The 18,398-nt window shown below is 66.1% G+C and carries 15 protein-coding genes and 1 pseudogene; 8 read left to right on the forward strand and 8 right to left on the reverse strand.

Annotation, left to right across the window (positions count from 1 at the left end; translation table 11 throughout):
* On the reverse strand, positions 1–249 hold the full coding sequence (locus tag BMX37_RS15890) for an AbrB/MazE/SpoVT family DNA-binding domain-containing protein (protein ID WP_093666754.1): 249 nt from the start codon (positions 247–249) through the stop codon (positions 1–3).
* A gap of 271 nt (positions 250–520) precedes the next feature.
* Between BMX37_RS15890 and BMX37_RS15895 the strand changes: the two are divergent.
* A pseudogene (locus BMX37_RS15895) lies at positions 521–1,168 on the forward strand (transposase family protein).
* 683 nt (positions 1,169–1,851) lie between these two features.
* On the opposite strand, the gene BMX37_RS15900 reads toward BMX37_RS15895, so the two are convergent.
* From BMX37_RS15900 to BMX37_RS19215, 7 genes are all read right to left on the reverse strand, one after another.
* A complete protein-coding gene (locus BMX37_RS15900; RefSeq protein WP_093666755.1) occupies positions 1,852–2,649 on the reverse strand; it encodes a hypothetical protein in 798 nt (265 codons plus the stop codon).
* 3 nt (positions 2,650–2,652) lie between these two features.
* On the reverse strand, positions 2,653–3,807 hold the full coding sequence (locus BMX37_RS15905; RefSeq protein WP_212611465.1) for a patatin-like phospholipase family protein: 1,155 nt from the start codon (positions 3,805–3,807) through the stop codon (positions 2,653–2,655).
* Positions 3,804–4,517, reverse strand: a complete 714-nt coding sequence (locus tag BMX37_RS15910) for a peptidoglycan recognition protein family protein (protein ID WP_093666756.1) — start codon at positions 4,515–4,517, stop codon at positions 3,804–3,806. Before BMX37_RS15910 ends, BMX37_RS15905 begins: the two co-directional genes overlap by 4 nt.
* An 11-nt stretch (positions 4,518–4,528) precedes the next feature.
* A complete protein-coding gene (locus tag BMX37_RS15915) occupies positions 4,529–5,323 on the reverse strand; it encodes a hypothetical protein (RefSeq protein WP_139198119.1) in 795 nt (264 codons plus the stop codon).
* Positions 5,320–6,864 carry an MBL fold metallo-hydrolase gene (locus BMX37_RS15920; RefSeq protein WP_093666758.1) on the reverse strand — a complete coding sequence of 515 codons (1,545 nt, stop codon included), beginning with the start codon at positions 6,862–6,864 and terminating at the stop codon, positions 5,320–5,322. The genes BMX37_RS15915 and BMX37_RS15920 overlap by 4 nt, the downstream gene beginning before the upstream one ends.
* Positions 6,865–6,867: 3 nt before the next feature.
* Positions 6,868–8,892, reverse strand: coding sequence for a gluzincin family metallopeptidase (locus BMX37_RS15925; protein ID WP_093666759.1), 2,025 nt, complete (start codon positions 8,890–8,892; stop codon positions 6,868–6,870).
* A gap of 260 nt (positions 8,893–9,152) precedes the next feature.
* Positions 9,153–10,136, reverse strand: coding sequence for a helix-turn-helix domain-containing protein (locus tag BMX37_RS19215; protein ID WP_170842031.1), 984 nt, complete (start codon positions 10,134–10,136; stop codon positions 9,153–9,155).
* Positions 10,137–10,271: 135 nt separating this feature from the next.
* On the opposite strand from BMX37_RS19215, the gene BMX37_RS18575 reads away from it, so the two are divergent.
* From BMX37_RS18575 to BMX37_RS15965, 7 genes are all read left to right on the forward strand, one after another.
* Positions 10,272–10,862 (forward strand): hypothetical protein, encoded by a 591-nt coding sequence (locus BMX37_RS18575; RefSeq protein WP_139198121.1) that lies wholly within the window; start codon positions 10,272–10,274, stop codon positions 10,860–10,862.
* Complete coding sequence (locus BMX37_RS15940) at positions 10,859–13,117, forward strand: hypothetical protein (RefSeq protein ID WP_093666761.1); 2,259 nt, start codon at positions 10,859–10,861, stop codon at positions 13,115–13,117. The genes BMX37_RS18575 and BMX37_RS15940 overlap by 4 nt, the downstream gene beginning before the upstream one ends.
* A gap of 284 nt (positions 13,118–13,401) precedes the next feature.
* Complete coding sequence (locus tag BMX37_RS15945) at positions 13,402–14,367, forward strand: UDP-glucuronic acid decarboxylase family protein (RefSeq protein WP_093666762.1); 966 nt, start codon at positions 13,402–13,404, stop codon at positions 14,365–14,367.
* 280 nt (positions 14,368–14,647) lie between these two features.
* Positions 14,648–15,115, forward strand: a complete 468-nt coding sequence (locus BMX37_RS15950) for a hypothetical protein (RefSeq protein ID WP_093666763.1) — start codon at positions 14,648–14,650, stop codon at positions 15,113–15,115.
* A gap of 90 nt (positions 15,116–15,205) precedes the next feature.
* A complete protein-coding gene (locus BMX37_RS19040) occupies positions 15,206–17,188 on the forward strand; it encodes a M10 family metallopeptidase C-terminal domain-containing protein (RefSeq protein WP_093666764.1) in 1,983 nt (660 codons plus the stop codon).
* Positions 17,189–17,452: 264 nt separating this feature from the next.
* Positions 17,453–17,695, forward strand: a complete 243-nt coding sequence (locus BMX37_RS15960; RefSeq protein ID WP_139198123.1) for a hypothetical protein — start codon at positions 17,453–17,455, stop codon at positions 17,693–17,695.
* 290 nt (positions 17,696–17,985) lie between these two features.
* A complete protein-coding gene (locus BMX37_RS15965) occupies positions 17,986–18,390 on the forward strand; it encodes a hypothetical protein (protein ID WP_093666766.1) in 405 nt (134 codons plus the stop codon).
* The last annotated feature ends 8 nt before the right edge of the window (positions 18,391–18,398 follow it).

Raw genomic sequence — 18,398 nt, forward strand, 5'->3', positions numbered from 1 at the left:
TTACTCACGCGCCGCTGCCTCGCGGCGCTCCGCGATCAGCTCGTCCGACGCACGCAGCGTCTCAATACCATATGGGCGAAGCCGGTCCTGAATGCGTTTGAGCGCGGTCCTGGCCGAGCGGACCCGCAGCTCCTCGCCATCCAATTCGAAGTGAACGGTATCGCCTTCGCTCAACCCCATGGCGCGGCGAATGTCGGCGGGCAGCGCGACGCGCCCGCCGCCAATGATCTTGCCTCGTACCACACCCATGTATCACCTCCACCGTTTGTAGCCACGCCTCGGTTCTACATCAAAGCGGCCGCTGACACCAAATCTCCCGCGCGAACACAGATTCCGATAATAAGGGCTTATCGGAAACAGCCCTGTAGACTGAGGCCAGAATGGTGGGTTGGCGAGGAACCAGCGACTAGGTGTTTGGTCTCACGGTTGATGGTGAAATCCTTTCGTTGGAATGGAAGGAAGCCGCATGGGACAGGTACGTCACGGAAACGCCACGATCACGCACGTCATCTGAGCAACAATACAGCGATCGCAAGCTTCGCTCGCGACGCTGAGCCAGGAGCTGGGGATCAACCCCAAGACAGTCGCGAAGTGGCGCAAGCGGGCGACGGTGGAGGATCTGAAGACCGGGCCGAAGGCCCCTCATTCCACCACCCTGTCCGAGGGCGAGGAGGCAATGGTCGTGGCGTTCCGCCGCCACACCCTGCTGCCGCTCGACGACTGTCTCTATGCGTTGCAGCCATCAATTCCGCACCTGACAGGTCAGCGCTGTACCGCTGCCTCCAGCGTTACAGGATCTCCCGGCTGCCGGATGTTGAGGGTGACAAGCCCAAGCGACAGCGCTTCAAGCGCTACCCGATCGGCTTCTTCCGCATCGACATCGCTGAGGTGCAGACCACCGAAGGCAAGCTCTACCTGTTCGTCGGCATCGACTGTACGAGCAAGTTCACGGTCACCCAACTGGTCGACCTTCAGACGCTTCCACTACGAAAGCCACGACCAGCTGCGAACGCACCTCGCCGACTTCAAGGTCGCCTACAACTCTGCCCGCCGGCTCAAGACGCTCAGCGGCCTCACACCCTACGAATACATCGCCAAGATCTGGACGTCAGAGCCAGACCGGTTCATCGTCAATCCGATCCACCAAGTCCCGCGACTGAACGCCTAGCGTACAACTATCGCCAAACGTTGCCTGCACATCCACCTGGATCAGGGAATACGGCTTAATAATGTGGTACACTAATGTAGCGTCGGGTTGTAATCCGCCGTGGGCAGGTCGGTTCCGTTTGTGGCTCCCTTACTCTATCGAGCGGGACCGGCCTGCTTCGACATAAGCGCCTACCGCGCCATCTTTCGCTTCGATAATATCTCTGGGAGCTCGAGTTGCCGGCGATCGTCGAAATCCGCGCTTGTGGCAAGCCCTTCAGCGGATTCACTGAGAGATACTGTTCCTCTCCGAACCGAAGCGTCCTGAACTGATGTGCATGCCTCTTTCGAGCGGCATCGTATGATGTCGGACCGGCACCGGGAGGTGCCAAGCGAAGGGGCATCCAAATCAGTTCAACGTCTGCATGAAGCGGATCGTTGCGGAGTCTCGCCATAACTCGACTCGAACATTTTGCCGCCAGCCAGTGAAAAGGCGGGAGTCAGTCCCTTTTCGATGGTAGCCGGCCTGCCGAAGGCCTTGTCGCCAATTGAGTTTTCAAGGCATGTGATGCAACTGGGCACCGACACCTGTCCTCATTTGAAGACTTTTTTCGTTTGCCGTGCTGGACTTCTGCAAATCGTCCGTAATCCAATACGGATGGCTGCCGCCACGATATTCGCTGCGGCGTTTCCAAATCTCGTATATCACCGCAGATCATCCGCGCGTGACCAGCCGCGATCGGGTTGGGCAAACGCGTCGCTAAAGCCGGCGCGGCGCAGCATCCGGGCCCGTGCGCGGGCATCCTCCTCGGATTTATCGGTGCCCGATGTCAGTGCGAAGCTGTTGCTGATCCGCGTGCGGTAGACGTGCACGTCATTGTCCGGCAGCCCGGCGCCTTGAAGGCGGGCGTTCAATTGCCGGGCGAGCGCGCCGACCGCGCCGGGCGCGCTTTGCGGCAATGTGCCGACCACCGCGAACCAGCGTCCCGACGCGGCCGGCCGCGCCGCCTCCGCCGCGGCGACGCCGGCATTCTGCGCAGCCGCGGCCGGCGAGTTCAGGAACGCCTTGGGATCCTGCTGCGTCACCGCGGTTCGCGCGACCTGCGTGGCGGACGAGGCGCTTGCCGCGAGCCGCTCTCCGCCAAGCTTCGATACGTTGCGACACAGGCCGGCATTCGCGCCCATCCTCAGTCCGGTTTCCGACGGATCGTTGCAATAATCGATCGCAGTCTGAAGGTTCAGGCGTTCGCGCAAATCGGGCGGCAGCTGATCGAGGATGAAGCGCGCCTTGTCACGGTGGCTGGCCTCGTCGATCCGCGCATCGGCCTTGCGGGCGATCTCGGCGTTGCGTCGGGTGGCGAGCGCCTGTTCCGCTTGCGCGCGCTGTTTTTCGGCATAGGTCAAAACCAGCGTGGCCGCGCTGACCAGCAGGCCGGCGGTGGCGATCAGTGTCTTGGAGAAGAAATCGGCCCATTCGACCCAAGTCTTCGGCGCCGTCGCCATGGTTTACACCCTGCTCGCGGGATAGGGAAAGCCGGCCGGATCTGGCAGCGCGGCGTCGACATGGGTGCGCAGGGCGGCGTCGGACACGGCATAGCCCCAGTTCACCAGCCGTTCCTGCGTGCGGTCATCCAGCCGCTTGAGACGGGTCGGCACCGCCGCCAGCTCCGCCACCGCGTCTGCCGGGCACGGCAGCCGCGCGGAATGAGCGGCATAGCGTTCAACCGGCGTGCCGATCCCCCAATAGGCGCCGCGCCTGGCGCCGGGGCTCGCCGGATCGGCGGTGAACGCGGCGATCACCGACCGCTTGCGCAGCGCACGCACCTGATTGTCGATCAGGTCGAGGACGCGGTAGGCATGGCGCGGCCAGTCGCGTTTCGGCTCTTCCTCCGCCCGCATCCGCGCGCCACCGTCGCTGACGTACAGCGTACGGTAGTGCTTCCACGCGGTTTCCAGCCCCATATTGTCATACACGCCGCCATCGGCGAGCACGACGCGCGTGGTGAACGGTTCGCGCTGCAGGTCGGCCTTCGGGTCCGGCGCGACCGCGCCGGCGGGCAGGTCGATCTCGATCGGGGACAGCACCGGCGGAAAGGCGGAGGAGGCGGCGACGGCGGTGGCCAGCGACAGGTCGGGGTTCATCACCCGGCCGACGCGATAATCGCCCATGTACGGCTTCGAGAAGCGCCACAGCACCCCCGATTGGACGTTGGTGGCGTTGATGACGAAACGGGGGGCGTCGGGCAGGTCCTGCAACGTCGCGTCGCCGAACAGCGCCTTGCGATACGCGGCCGCGACCCGGTCGCCGATGCTGCCGGGCAGCAGGATGCCGCCGACGATCGCGTCCGCGTCCAGCGTCCGTCCGGCAAGCGCGCGGACGGGGCCGACCACCCTGTCGACCAGACGGTCGAGCGCGCCGGGGCTGCCCGGCCGCACCTCTCCCCAGACCAGCGCCAGCCGGGCGGCGGTGATCGATCCACCGGACACGCTGGACACCCGCTTCACCCGCGCGAGAACGCCTGCCTGTTCGAGCCGCCACAGCACGCCCAGATGAAACAGCATCGCGCGATACCCGCCGCCCGACAGGCACAGCGCCTCGCCATCGTCCAGCGCGTCGTCGCCATCGGCGTCGTTGAGCGGATTGGGGAAGGATGCGCTCACGGGCGGTTATCCCCATTCCCCCCTTCCCCGTCCGGCTCCCCGGCATCGGCGTCGTGATCGTCCATCACCTCCGGCGCGTACTCGGTAGCGGGTACCGCTGCGCGCGCGAGCAGCGGGGCAACCCTGGGGTCGTCGCGGTTGGTTGCCGCGCCATCCGCGTCGAACGTCGCGTGCAGCACGTAATCCGCTTCCACGGCGGTATAGCCGGGGTCCCAGTGCGTGTTGCCGGGCACTTGGCTGTGACCGAAATGGCCGCCCTGATTGCCCCAGATCGCCGGGTCGCGCCGGTGCCCGCCGGGATCGGCACCCCGCACCGGCGGCTTGGGCGGGCCGGCTGGCCAAGCCTGGGGAACGGCGTGCGTCTGCTCGATCCAGCGGCACAGGCGCGCGACGTTCTTCAGCGTGGCGGTCCGCTTCGGCGCGCCGGCAAAGCCGACCACCTCGATCTGCACCGCGCTGTCGCGGTTCGTCTCCGGCGTGCCGGCATCATGGCGCAGCGCGCGCGCCGCCAGATCGGTGTCGATATGCTGGTATACGGTGGTGCCGTCGACGGTGAAATGCGGATCTGAACGGTGGGTGGCGAATGCAGTGAAGGCGCCCGCCGCGCTCGACCCCTCCGTGGTGTGATGGACGATCTTGTACGGACCGCCGACATTGTGGCCGGACGGGCCGGTGATGGGCCGCCACTGCGCAAAGGGACATTTCGCCATGATGGTTTGCCTCAATCAGCCGAAATGGGAGGAAGCGGAATCGCACCGATGAACGCGGCCCGGTATGCGGTCACGCGCGCCCGCAGCAGCGGCGCGACGCTCCGCATGGTGGCGTCGTCCAGCGCCAGCGTCCCGTGCCGCGTGCGCAGCGCGGTGCGGTCGACGTGCAGCTTGAAGAACAGGATCTGGGTGACCGTGCTGTCCGCCTTCAGCGAAAAGGCCATGACGTCGATCGCCACCCCACCTTCCCCCGCCCCATCCTCATGCACCGTCGCCACCTGGAACCGGCCGGCGGTGGCATGCTGGGCCTCCCGGTTGAACAGGGTGATGAGCGGTGAGTCCTTGTTCATCGATCCCAGCGCGTTCAGCGTGGTGACGACCAGCGCCATGGCGGCGGGCGCGGCACCCAGGAACGCGGCCGCGACCTGGATGATCGCCTGATGCACCTCCAGCCCGTCGCCCTTGAAGTCATGGGTGGTGCCGTCGTTCGCCTGCGTCCGCCAGCCGAAGGTGCTGAGCGCGGAAACATAGGCTTCGAACCAGGCGATCGGATCGCCGTTGCCCGGCACCTGCGCATTCGCCATGAACTGGGCGAGCAGCATGCCGTCGGCGATCGCCTGACGGTAATCGGCGCCGACCGTGTCGGCGAAGCTGACCACGTCGGAGCCGACCACCAGCGCCTGTGGCGTACCGGTTGCCATCGCAGGAGCAGATGCGGGCGCTGCCATCCCCAGCCTGGCCTCCGGCCTGGGCGGCAACGGCGCCGCGGCGATCGCCATCCGCGCCTTTTCGAGATCAAAGCTCATATCGTCTTCTCCCTCTCCTGTTCTTCTGCCGCGTTGCCCCAAACCCGATAGTCGACGAACAGGCCCGCCCGTTCGTCCAGCCGCGCGATGAAGTCGCCGGATGCGGGGAACGGCCGAACGTCCTCGTCCTCGCGCCAGCGACGGTCGCCCCGGATCAGCCGGCCCCTGGTCGCCTCCAGCAGCGCGCGCTTGGTGTTGCCCGCCGGCATCCGCCATCCGCGTGCCGGCGCCTGTGCGAACGCCTCGTCGGTGGACACCATCGCCACCAGCGACGGATGGGTCATCAACTCCAGCCCCTTCGCCTTCAACGTCGCGTTGTGGCTGCCGTGATGCCCGACCTTGTAGAGCCGGGTTCGACCCAGGATGTCGGTGGCGGTCAGCGTGGCGTTGCCCAGCGCATAGGTCTGGTTGTGCCAGGACTCCCAGTTGCCGACCTGCGCATCGCCCGCAAACAGCATGAAGTCCCCGTTCGGCAACGCAAACGCGATCACCAGGCTGGTGTTGTTGGTATCGCTGTCCAGTTGCAGCGCGAACTCGCCGGCCGCGCTCAGCCAGTCGCCGTCGATCCGCCGACGCGACTGGTCGGGCGCGTCGCCGCCACGGCTCGGCTGGTCGGGGGGCAGGTCGTCATAATAACGTCGGCGCAGCCACTGGCGTGCCGCGTCGTCCGGCCCGGCCGCCGGATCGTCCGTCGCGGCACGCACCGACACCTCGGTCAGGCGCCGCTCGCCGGGCGCGAAGGGGGAATGGCCGCTGCGGTCTGGCTGTGCCGGATCCAGCGCTTCGTCGAGCAATGCCAGCGTCGATCCGGGCGGCGCGGCATAGACCTCGTCCCCGCGTTTCGTCGGCAGGTCCTTGAACAGCAGCCGATCACGTGGGGGGCCCATCACCACCGCGTCCAGCGGCACCGCCCCGGGCGTGCGCAGCACGGTGCCCGGACCGAGATAGCGGACATGGCCCTTTCCTGCCGTGTCGCGCAGCCGGTCGATGATCGCGCCGGTCGTCATGCGCGTACCGGCGGTGGTCCCGGTCGGCGCGGCTGCGAAGAACGCGTCCAGTCCGGCCAGCGCCGTGTGCGGTGCGGCCGCGAAAGGGCTGCGCGGACCCGGCGTCGCAATCGCTTCCGTCAGAGCGGCGAGCTTGCCGCGCGATCGGTCGAACCGTTCGCGAAGCTCATTCGCCTGATCGTCCTCCGGGTCTTCCGTCCAGGCGAACCAGACGTCGCCGATCGCGATCCCCCCGCCGAAGAACAGGTCGGCCGCCTGCGCGAAGCCCGACAGATGGTCGGCATGCTGGTGCGTTGCGATCACCAGGTCGAGCCGGCCGCCGCAGGCCGCCGCGATGTCCTGCGCGACCGCGTGCATCACCCCCGCCGCGTCGGGGGTACCGGTCAGCACGCCGCAGTCGATCAGGATGAACGCGCGCGCGTCACCGTCCTCGATGCTGAGGAGGAAGCAGTCGCCGAGCAGCCCGCGCGCGACCTTGTTCCCGTCCGCCTGGGGCCCGCGATACATGCGCACGGTGATGCGGGGATCGCCCATTGCCTATGCCCTGTGAACCAGCGCGAACGGCTCGCGCGGGCCGGTGCGGCGGGCGAACGCCATGCCCAGCGGTTCGCCGGTGTGGAAAGCGCGCTGCCGGACCAGTCGGTCGCCGTCGTCGATCCGTTTGCGGATGATCCGCCGGACGCGCCCGTCGCGCAGGTCGACGATCACCGTTGCGCCCCCCCGGAACCAGAAATCCTGCGCCGGGGGTTCGGTGCGCGTACCGTTTCCCGCACTCGCGGCTTCCGCCTTGTCCTGCAACGCCTTGTCGAAATAGCCGCGCCGACGCTGTGTGATGTGCGCGATCAACTGGTGGAGCTCCTGCCCATCCGGCCCCTGTCGCCGCGCGATGCGGGCGGTGTTGACGGAATAGGCGGGCTTGCCCGTCTTCTCGGACAGCGCGATCGTCGGATGGTCGTCGGTGACCATGCGGATGCCCAGCAGGCTTTCCCATTCCCGGTCGATTTCGGAGCTTCGCTTTTCGTCGGTTGGCGCGCCGGTGTCAGGATCGATCGATGGTTCGTTCAGCCATTGCCACAGCGCCACCTGATTGTGCTCGATGATGCCGATCGCCTTTTCGCGCAGGTTGCGGCCGGCCACCTTGCCCGACTGCGACGAGGCATAGGCATCCCCGTCGTCCTTGCCGTCGAAGGTGACGCCGAACTTCAGCCGGGCAAGCGCGCCCTGCATCAGGCCGGTGACCTGGTTCTCCGTGGCCAGGTGGGTCAGGTCCGACAGGTCGGGTTCCGCCCACATCAGGCTGGACGGCGCGTAGGAGATGCAGCCGGGCACCGGGATGCCCCGTTTGCGGAACGCATCGGCAAAGGCGACGCGGTAACGCAGCGGATCGTCGGGGACGAGATCGGCATCGGCGGTGACGATCGCGCGCAGATACTCGCCGAAACTGTTGTCGACGGGCGGCAGATAGTCGAGCCCGCGTACGCAGATGCGCAGCACCTGGTCCGCCGTCTTGCCCGCCTCCCGCGCCAGCCGGCGGGCCAGTTCGATCGGCAGCGTGTCGCTGGTGCCCGGCCGGTAATCGGCCAGGCGGAACAGGTCGGCGGTGCGCCGTTCGTAGATGGTCGCGAACGCGTCGAAGATCGCCGCCACCAGGAACTGACCGCGATCATGCGGTTCGGTCGTGTCCTCCAGCTTGCGGACGGGGCCTGCACCCCTCGCCTCGTCTGCGATCAGTTGCAGGGCATAGCGCAGGGCGCCCGCGCGTCCCGTCGCGTGGCCGAACTGCGCCGCGATGCCGGTCAGTAATCCATTGGCGCGCAGCGACCCGGACGAGGCGACGATCTGCTGCTCGACCACCTCCGTCATGGTGAAATGCTGGAGCAGCGCGACGATGTCGGCGAACCCTTCGTGAAAGGCGAGCATGTCGGGGTTGGACGCGTCGATCGTGCGCGGTTGCAGCCCGTGCAGGATGGCATGCGCGGTTTCGTGTGCGACGATGTCGTGCGACAGGCAGGTGAACACCCATGCGGAGTCCTGCCCGGGCACCTCATCCGGCTTGAAATAGCCGAACAGCAGCGCTGTCTTATCGGGGCTGTAATAAGCGTTCGCCTCGCGCAGGGCGTGCGGGTAGATGCGCAGCCGCTTGACGTAGTTGCCGGGGCTGTTGACCCCGCCCGTCCGCGCCCAGATCACGCCGCGCCCCAGCGCCCGCTCGAACACGCGCACCGTCTTCATCGCCACCGCGAACACCATCTGCTGGTGGAATTGCGGCTGCCCTTCCGCCTGCGGCAGCCCGTCCTGGGCAAGGAGATGGGGGTGGTCGAGGTCGACGGGCGCGTAGAACAGCCCGCAGGCCGGATCGTAGTCGACGACCTCGATGTAATCGTTGCACGGCCCGGGGCCGAGCGCATCCTCCCACGGTGTTTCCCATGGCAGCTCGATCACCGTGTCGTTGCAGATTGCGGTTTCCAGCGTCACCGAGGATCGCGGATCGAATGCATAGACTCGCAGCCGGCGCTTCGCAGGCCGTTCCAGCCAACTCGGAAGATCAGTCGCGATCACCATGGCCTGTCGACCCTGCCGCAGACAAAACCCGAAATTGCGCGATACACGTCACGAGCGATGGGCGGCGTCATCAGTGTATGCCGCGAGTCGCTACTTGGCATTACCAAGTTGATACTATCAACGACTTGAGTCAACCTGAATACAGGCCGATGTTACGGCCTCAACTGCATGGCGTTACCGGCAACGGGCAGGCAAATACTGAAAACAGGTAACCCGCTGTTATTCCTGACCATCGGGATTCTGCGCGCATCTCCGCCGGATCAGCGCGCCCGTGCCTCTCCCGGCGTGCAGCCGAAGCGCGCGCGAAAGGTTCGGTTGAAATGCGACAAGTCCGAAAAGCCGACCGCCAGCGCGATATCGAGGATGCGGTCGCCCGCCGCGCCGCCATGGTGAAGCCTCTCGATCGCCCGGTCCAGCCGTACCGACCGCAGCAGCCCGCCGAAATCCAGGCCGCGCGATGCGAAAAGCAGGTATGCCGACCTGAGCGAAACATGCGCCGCGGCCGCCGCGTCTCGCATGGTCAGCGTGGGGTCGGCGTAGCGTGCCTCGATCGTCGCGATCATGGCGCAAAGGCGTGCTTCGTTAAGCGCGGCCCGCCCCAGCACGCCCGACCCGTCCAGCGCGTCGTGGATGGCGCGGCCGACCAGTTCGCCGATCTGGCGGCGGGCCAGCATGCTTGCCGCCTCGCCGCCTTGCGCACGGCGCATCAGGGTGGCGAGATACGGGCGTAGCAGCATCATCGCCTCGCCATGGGCGGGCAGGTGCACTCCGCCTGCCTGCTCGACGCGCGCGATGGGACCCAGCACGCCTCGCGGCAGGCGCACCAGCAGGAAACGGTCGTTGTGCCACCAGCTTCTGACCGGGCGACCATGGGCGACGAACAGGCCGTCGCCGCGCCGAAGCATCACGCGCCGGTCGTTCTGTTCGAAACGGATATGGTCGGTCAGCGCCACGAACAGGGTGCAATCGTCATCATCGTCGCCGCGCAGCAGGCGCGCGTCGCGCTCCACGTCCAGCCCGATGATCCGGCCGCTGGCCAGAACCAGCCCGCCGCCCAGGTCGACGTTCAACCAGTCGAGGTCGGGATGGCCGCCCGACCCGTCCAGCACCCGTGCCTGGCCGGAGGTGAGCCGGCGGGCAAGCTCGTCGCTGAGCAGGCTGGTGCGCAAGGCCGGCGCGACGCCATCGGTACGGATCCGCGTGACGACTGGTGTGGCGGGCGTGGCACCGGCGCGATCCGGCATTCCGCCGGTCGCTGCGGGGCGAGGAGCGGTTTTTGCACGCCGGTCCCGTTCACTTGCACTGTCGGCCAAGCGATCGCTCCCCCGAATCGAATAGTGCAACATCCGGAAGCTGACACAGCAGGGGAGCGATTGTCGATGCAGGTCGCGGGACTTGTCGTGCCAACGCCGGGCGTGGCGGCATCGGTGGAGTGGCTGGAGATACAGGCCGCGGTGACGCGCGGCGCGGCTTCGGTGCCCCCACCCTTCGCCACCGCCACCACCGATGCGCAGGGGCGTTTTCGCATGGTGGTGGACGATGCGACGCCATGGAACGCGGTGTCCTTTTCCGTCCGGCATGCGGGCACCGACATCCCGGTGCGCAACCTGGGTAGCACGCGACAGCGTACCGGTATCGGCATCACCCTTCAGCTTCTGCCGCCGCAGGACGGGCGCATCGCGATCGCCGATTTGGCGGGCCTTCACGCCCAGGAGGCGGAGGTGGTGGCACGGCTCAACCGGCTGCCGCAGGGGGGGCTCGCCTTTTTCACGGATCCGGTCCGTGCGTTGGGCGCGGCGGGGGTCGACTTGGCGCCGCAGGCGGTGGCCGAGTTCCGCATCGAGTTTCCGCACACGCCGACCTCCACCGCGCTCGCCTTCGCGGCGGTGCTGGCGACACCGGCTCAGGGGTCGAATGGGGTGCGCGTCCGCCTGAGCGGGCTGTTTCAGCAGGGAGGGGGCAAGCCATGAGCCTGACGGGTGGACACGATCTTGCCATCGCCATTGCGGGGCCGGCGATCCGCGCGCTGATCCTGAAGCAATTGCCCGAACAATTGCCGATCAAGGGTCCGGTGCAGATCGGCCCCGTCGCCATTCCGCTGACGCTTAACGGGAAGACGGGCACCGTCACCCTGTATGCGGTGCTGCGAAAGCTGACGCCGCAGATGGTCGATGCGAACGGCACGCCCACCTTGCGCTTCCAGCTCCGCTACGACCGGGCGAGCCTGTCCGGCGCGATGCTTCCCAAACAGGTCTGCCCGATCGCGGGAACGCTCACCATCGACGCGGCGATCACGGTCGCCTCCACCCCGATCGGCGGATCGACCAATGTGCTGCAACAGGCGCAGGTCGACTTTTCCGCCGCCAATTTCACCAACAGCTTCGACGACAACAGCGTGGAGGCGGCGGTGCCGGGCGGGGGCGCGGCGATCGGTGCCGCCATGGCCGGCGCCTTGAAACAGCTGCTCATCATGTTCGCGCCCAATGGCGGGGTCATTCCGGTAGGACCGGCGATACCGCTCAACCCGAAAAGCGGGGGCAGCCTCAGCCCGCTGGTGGTCACCGCTTTTCGCCTGCGCGCGATCAACGGCGGGTTGGTTCTGTTCATGAACCTGGACGGATCGACCCGCAACGCAGGCGATCCCAAGAACAAGGTCGCGCTGGACCTGCCCGCCAACCGCAACATCGCGCTTCAGATGTCGGCGGGGTGTTTTCACCGACAGGTCTTCTGTCCGGGCCTTGCCAAGCAGTTCAAGGTGCCGGTCGCCAGCCTGCCGACCAGTTGCGGCAATGCGGGGTCGGTCGGCTATTACGTGGCGCAGGCGGACGAGACGATCGACATCAAGCGGCTGGGCGACACGTTCCAGCAGGGCCGGATCGTCGTCGACGGCACGTTCGGCAAGTCCGGCTTCTGCTACGACCTGAACGGTGGGTTCACCGGGCAGATCACCTTTCCCAGCGGGATCGTGCCCAAATTCGATCTGGTCAATGCGACGTCCGACCTCGACGTGCCCTGGTATTGCAAGGTCGTGGCGGCGGTGATCGGGACGCTGACCGGGGGCGCGCTGTTCGGTGCGATGACGTTTCTGGGCGTGGAGATCGCCGAAAGCGCTGTCGACAATGCGATCAGCAAGCAGCTGAAGAACGGGTTCGACGGACTGGGCCTGCCCGCCGGCGCGCTGGGGTCGGGTGCGTTCACGGGTGCCAGCTTCGACACCGCCATCGTCACGGCGGAAGGACTGTCGATCGGCGGAACCCTGCCCGCGCCCGCAATTCCCTGGACCGACGTGACGCCCGGCATGTCGCTGGACGGCGCGATCTCCACCACCAACACGCAACTGATCGAACAGGGCACCGTCAAGAAGAAGACGCCCTGCACGCTTGAGAAGGACTATCCCTACACGCTGCAGAGCGTCAGCGAGACCGCCGCCTATGACGTGACGCTGCAATGGGTGGTGCAGCCCATGCTGTCCACGGAATGGCGCATCCTTATCCCCAATGCGGCGTGGACGGCCGCGCAGGTGATCCCGCTGTCGGGCACCGGCGTCGCGACGCTGTCGCAGGTGGACACGATCATCCCCAACCTGAACGGTCCGGTGAAGGGCAAGGCGGACGTGACGGTCGCCTATACCGCAACGGCGGACGGGATCACGCTGACCAACCTGGAACCGCAAAAGGGTGGCTACGGCTTTCAGCTGGAAGCGGTGGTGACCCTGTGCGGCGGGGAAACGAAAAGCGTCCAGCGCGGCATCGCTTTCCAAGGCATGGTGCTCGACATTCTGGGCTTCGACCAGGACGTGAACGACTGCACGACCAAATGGTACAAGGCGATCAAGGCGGCCGCGGGGCGGTTCCGGCTGGAACGTGTGCCGACGATCCTGGAAAAGGTCGACATGCCACCGCCCGAACGCTTCCGGCAGTTCTTCGAAACCATGGTCCGTCATGGGCGTCAGGCGGGGGCCGACACGCCCGAACTCGCCGCGATGCTGGCGGCGGGGCATGTCGGCAGCATGGCGCGCGCGACCCTGCATGCCGAGGGGCTGCGGACCATGGCACTGGCCGCCACCAGCGATGCCGGGATCCGCGCTGCGTCCCAGGCACGCTTCGATGCCGCCAATGCGGCGCTGGCCACTGCCCAATCGGCGGTGGACGGGGCGCAGCAGCAGCTTGCCGACGCACAGCAGATGGCCGTGGACGTGCGGCTGTCCCTGGCGGGCGGACGCTGAGCGGCCCTTGTCGGCGCCGGACGTCCGTCATGCGCCGGTGACGGGCACCTGAAGCACATCGTCGGGGAAATCTGCGCCAGAAAACATGACGATCGCCCGGCGGAAGGCTGGCGGGCACCCGGTCGCTGCGTTAACACTAACGGCGGGGAGAGGATGCTCGGCGCGTTCATGTCATCGGCCGGCATGGTCGCATCGTTCCTTTCCCGGTCGTGACGCCTGCCGGCGCACGGCGATCAGGACAGATGCCCGGCATGCCGGAACGGTGGGAAAGAAGACAAAAGACGATGCACCTGGAAAAGCGTGTGCTGGTGACGGGCGGGGCCGGTTTCCTGGGTTCGCATCTGTGCGAATTGCTGATCGCGCAGGGCGCGCATGTGCTGTGCGTCGACAATTTCTACACCGGCAACCATGCCAATGTCGCCACACTGCGCGACCATCCCCGGTTCGAGCTGATCCGCCACGACGTGTGCTTCCCGCTCTATGTGGAGGTGGACGAGATCTACAATCTCGCCTGCCCGGCCAGCCCGATCCATTACCAGCGCGATCCGGTGCAGACCACCAAGACCAGCGTGATGGGCGCGATCAACATGCTGGGTCTGGCCAAGCGGACCGGCGCGCGCATCTTCCAGGCGTCGACGTCGGAAGTCTATGGCGACCCCCTCGTCCACCCGCAGCCCGAGGAGTATTGGGGCAACGTCAACCCGATCGGCGTGCGGTCCTGCTATGACGAGGGCAAGCGGTGCGCGGAAACGCTGTTCTTCGACTATCGTCGCCAGCACGGGCTGGAGGTGCGGGTGGTGCGCATCTTCAACACCTATGGTCCGCGCATGCATCCCAATGACGGGCGCGTGGTGTCCAGCTTCATCGTGCAGGCGTTGCAGGGGCACGACATCACCATTTTCGGCGACGGGCAGCAGACGCGGTCCTTCTGCTACGTGTCCGACCTGATCGACGGCTTTTCGAAACTGATGGCGTCCGACCAGGCGGGGCCGGTCAATATCGGCAATCCCGGCGAGTTCACCATCCGCGAACTGGCGGAAACGGTGATCGCGCTGACCGGATCGCGCTCTCGACTGGTCAATCTGCCTCTGCCCAGTGACGATCCGAAACAGCGCCGCCCCGACATCGCGATCGCGCGCGAAAAGTTGAACTGGGCCCCGCTGGTGCAGCTGCATGAGGGGCTGATCAAGACCATCGCCTATTTCGACACGCTGCTGTCGGGCGGCCGGATCGCAGTCGCGGCGGAATAGCACGTTCCACGGCGTAGATCTGTCGACATGTCTGCGCTGCTGTGTGCACGTGCCGGCGATAGGCGGCGCGGGCGTCCGTGTGGCGTGCCCTGCTCTCAGCCCATTGCCATGGTTCGGAGATGGCCGACCCGCTTGTGCAGACTGGCCTTATTGTCCCGTTTGGCGACATCATATTCCATGAACCTAGCGTCACGCAGTTGACATGTTAGACAATGGTGTCACGCTTGTTAACCAGGGAAAACGGCGGGAGCGTTGGCCAGTGTTGGAATCCGCTTTGGCAATGGGGCTGTTGCTCGCCGCCGTTCCGATGCGCGCGGACGCCGGGGCGGTGATGCCGCAGGGGACGCCTTCCCCTCTCTGGCGCGGCGCGACCCGCATCGCCCTTTCCTGCACGACGGATGTTGATTCGTCCTTGTGCGACATTCTTCAGCAACAGGCGCGCGCACTCTCCGCCCTGCCCGTCGATCCGGCATCCGGGCGGGAGGGTGCAACCGTGGCCGATCGCGGCGTGGTCGTGCTGACCGTCTCGATCGAGGACATCGGCGACGCCCGGCGCTTGGCCGCCGTGGCGCGGCGGGCTGTTGAAATCGACGACGCGGAATCGCCCGCGCGCCACGCCGTGCCATGGCCGGTCACCAAGGGGGAGGCAGGGCGCGAAGCCGCCGAACGCCTGCTGGCAGGCATCCTGCCCCACCGCTCCGCAACGAGCCGGAGCATTGCTCCGGCCATGTCTCAGGGGACGCCATAACGCATTCCGGCCGGCACGTGACAGAGACGGGCGACACGGTCGGCACGTCATCCCCGACATGTCGGGGCGATCATAGAACAGGGGAGAATTATGACCGAACTGAGCGATATTTCCGGCGGATATGTCTGCCACTGCCCGTCCTGCGCGTCGGGCCTGACGCATCACGGTTTCGACGACGGCGGTCCGGCCGCGGCGTCGCTCGACCCCAAGGCGGGCGGCAGCTATGCCAGCAAGCCGATCTGGGACGTGAACCAGATCGACGCCAACCTGAACCGCACCGGTTATAACTGGGGCAAGAACAATTATGGCGAGTTGAACGACGGCGTCCTCAACTACGGCTTCTGGCTGAACAAGGAGGAGCTGGCGAACAGCTATTACGTCAACGTCGCCGGCACGTCCGCGCTGAACGAATATTTCAGCTTCAGTGCGTTCACCTCGGGCCAGGTCGCGCTGGCGCAGCGCTCGATCCAGCTGTGGGACGACCTGATCGCGATCTCGTTCCAGCAGACCAAGTCCGGGTCCGCCGATATCACCTTCGGCAATGCCGACACGGGCGGGGCGCAGGCTTATGCCTACCTCCCCTTCGGCAGCACGGACGATGCCGAAATCCTGAAGGATTATGGGTTCGAGGATTATGGCCGGCTGGGCGGCGACGTGTGGATCGATGGCGGTGTGGCGTCCAACTTCTCGCCGCTGACGGCAAGCTATTACGCGCAGACCACCATGGTGCACGAGCTCGGCCACGCGATCGGCCTCAGCCATCCGGGCGACTACAACGCCACCGACGATGATGACGGGGACGGCGTTCCCGACCCGATCACCTATGCGAACGACGCCTTCTACGCGCAGGATTCGCGCCAGTACACGATCATGAGCTATTTCGACGCATACGAGACGGGCGCGCAACACATCGATTTCAAGCTGCTCAACTTCGCCTATGCCGCGACGCCGCTGATCCACGACATCGCCGCGATCCAGAAGATCTACGGCGCCGACATGACCACGCGCACCGGCGACACCGTGTACGGATTCAACGCGACCGCCGGCAATTCGGTGTACGATTTCTCGGTCAATACGCGGCCGATCGTCGCCATCTGGGACGCGGGCGGCAACGACACGCTCGACTTCTCCGGCTGGAACACCCCGTCGATCATCGACCTGAACCAGGGCGCCTTCTCCTCGGGCGGCGGGGTCGAGGAGTTCCTGACGCTGGAAGAGGTCAACGCCAACCGCGCCGCGGCCGGCCTCGCCGCGCGGACCCAGGCGGCCTATGACTATTATGAGGACCTGAAGTCGCAGCTGGGCCTGAAGAACGGCCTGTTCACCGACAACGTGTCGATCGCTTATGGCGCGGTGATCGAGAACGCGATCGGCGGGGGCGGCAACGACCGCCTGATCGGCAACGAGGTCGCCAACAGGTTGACCGGCAATGCCGGCCGCGACATTTTCGAGATTCATTCGGACGCAAAGTCGGGTGCCGACACGATCACCGACTGGACGCGTGGCGACGTGCTGGCCACCACAAAGGCGATCGCCGACAACAATGGCGACGGCATCATCACCTCTCGCACCTCGACCGTCACACTGGACGCGTCGGACGGCGACAAGGTGACGCTGACTGGTGTGACCAACATCGCGTTGCGCCTGATGGGCAATGTCGACGGCATGTTCTATTATGAGGATGCGCGTGTCCGTCCGATCGCGACCGGCAGCCAGCGCGTTTACGAAAGCAGTTTCGGTAACGACACCATGGCGGGCCGGTCGACCGCCAGCGCGACCGACATCTTCTTCTTCGACACGGCGAACCCGGTCGCAGGCCTCGGCACCGATCGCGTCACCTTCACCAAGAACGACCTGCTGGTGACCACTACGAAGCTGGCCGACGGCAATGGCGACGGTCGCATCACCTTCGGCGCAAACGGTCACCTCGACCTGCCGGGCATGGGCGGCAGCGTCACGATGACCGGTACCACGGCACTGGAATTCGACGGCACCGTGACCAACAACGGCATCCAATATTATGTGTACAGCAATGTCGGATCCACGGTGGGCACCGCCGCGCTGCACTTCTGACAAGAGGGAGGAGGGGGTGTCCCCTCCTCCCTTCCAGCCTGCCGTCGAGCGGCAGGCACGGCCGGCGGGTTGCAGGTGCATCCGGCCGGCCTTTCTGTATCAAGCCCGTTCCGGGGTGTGGCGCCGCACCTATGCGTTGCGCGCCCTTGCACTCCGAGTATTCGACTCATGGCGGCCTGATCCTCGCGCCGGTAAGGTGGTCCGAAGAGCGCATGATCGACCGGTGCCACCCGCAACCATATCGTGCCCGCGCAGGAGAGGAGCATGGAAGAGGTCGAGCCTAGGGCCGTGGTCGGATGGAAGCAGGAGGAAACGCGCCACGGCGTCGTGCTGACGCTGCAATTGATCGGCGACCGCGAGGCGTATCGCGAACACCGGTTCGACCATCTCCCGATCGTGCTCGGCGACCGCCAGCTGCGCTCGCTGGCGCGCGACCTGGCACGGGCGACGACCGAACGCGGCATGGAGGTGTTCGCCCCCAAACGCTGGTGGCGCTTCGGCCGCTGATCGGGCGTGTGGCAGGCGGCCGGTGTTCCCGGATCCACCGCTGTAACGGCATGACCGTGAGCAAGCAGCTCCCCGCCATGACCCCGATCCTGGAAACGCTGTCGACGCCGATCATGGACAGTTGGGCCGCGGGAATGGTGCAATCGATCGCATGGGCGTTCAGGGTGTAACGCCGGTCACACCGCGGGGAATATGAGCGGCACCCGCTCTACGGGAGCATTTGGTCGCAAGTACGAGTCGACCCGACTCATTCCGTTTGTCGCGGGCAGGCGCGAGCGCATGCTGGGAGCATGGAACAGCGCATCACTCACGCCTGCGGCCATGAGCAGGTCCATTATCTTGCCGGCTTTCCCGATCAGAGGGTGCGCAAGGCGACATGGCTTCGGACGACCGAATGCCGCACGTGCTTCGTCGCTGCGAAGCGGTTGCAGGAGGCGGAAGTTGCTGCACGCGATCTGGTCGTGGTCGCCCCTCTCGATTTGCCGCAGCTTTGCGGCAGCGACCGGCAGGTGGCGTGGGCGACGACGATCCGCGCGCGCCGGCTTTCGGCGATGCTGGCGGAGGGTAGCGTGCCGGACTTTCGGTTCGGCGTGATCGATGCCAAATGGTGGATCGATCACCGCGACCTGACTGACGCGGACCTGGTCGCCAAGGCCGGGGAGATCATGACGGCGGGTCTGCCACAGGCGGCATGACGCTGCGG

The organism is Sphingomonas gellani, assembly GCF_900110035.1.
GTDB lineage: Bacteria > Pseudomonadota > Alphaproteobacteria > Sphingomonadales > Sphingomonadaceae > Sphingomonas > Sphingomonas gellani.

Excerpts from the sequence above, each read along its gene's own strand:
- BMX37_RS15890 (WP_093666754.1), bottom strand. The coding sequence starts at position 249 with ATGGGTGTGGTACGAGGCAAGATCATTGGCGGCGGGCGCGTCGCGCTG.
- BMX37_RS15900 (WP_093666755.1), bottom strand. The coding sequence starts at position 2,649 with ATGGCGACGGCGCCGAAGACTTGGGTCGAATGGGCCGATTTCTTCTCC.
- BMX37_RS15910 (WP_093666756.1), bottom strand. The coding sequence starts at position 4,517 with ATGGCGAAATGTCCCTTTGCGCAGTGGCGGCCCATCACCGGCCCGTCC.
- BMX37_RS15915 (WP_139198119.1), bottom strand. The coding sequence starts at position 5,323 with ATGAGCTTTGATCTCGAAAAGGCGCGGATGGCGATCGCCGCGGCGCCG.
- BMX37_RS15920 (WP_093666758.1), bottom strand. The coding sequence starts at position 6,864 with ATGGGCGATCCCCGCATCACCGTGCGCATGTATCGCGGGCCCCAGGCG.
- BMX37_RS15925 (WP_093666759.1), bottom strand. The coding sequence starts at position 8,892 with ATGGTGATCGCGACTGATCTTCCGAGTTGGCTGGAACGGCCTGCGAAG.
- BMX37_RS19215 (WP_170842031.1), bottom strand. The coding sequence starts at position 10,136 with ATGCCGGATCGCGCCGGTGCCACGCCCGCCACACCAGTCGTCACGCGG.
- BMX37_RS18575 (WP_139198121.1), top strand. The coding sequence starts at position 10,272 with ATGCAGGTCGCGGGACTTGTCGTGCCAACGCCGGGCGTGGCGGCATCG.
- BMX37_RS15940 (WP_093666761.1), top strand. The coding sequence starts at position 10,859 with ATGAGCCTGACGGGTGGACACGATCTTGCCATCGCCATTGCGGGGCCG.
- BMX37_RS15945 (WP_093666762.1), top strand. The coding sequence starts at position 13,402 with ATGCACCTGGAAAAGCGTGTGCTGGTGACGGGCGGGGCCGGTTTCCTG.
- BMX37_RS15950 (WP_093666763.1), top strand. The coding sequence starts at position 14,648 with ATGGGGCTGTTGCTCGCCGCCGTTCCGATGCGCGCGGACGCCGGGGCG.
- BMX37_RS19040 (WP_093666764.1), top strand. The coding sequence starts at position 15,206 with ATGACCGAACTGAGCGATATTTCCGGCGGATATGTCTGCCACTGCCCG.
- BMX37_RS15960 (WP_139198123.1), top strand. The coding sequence starts at position 17,453 with ATGGAAGAGGTCGAGCCTAGGGCCGTGGTCGGATGGAAGCAGGAGGAA.
- BMX37_RS15965 (WP_093666766.1), top strand. The coding sequence starts at position 17,986 with ATGGAACAGCGCATCACTCACGCCTGCGGCCATGAGCAGGTCCATTAT.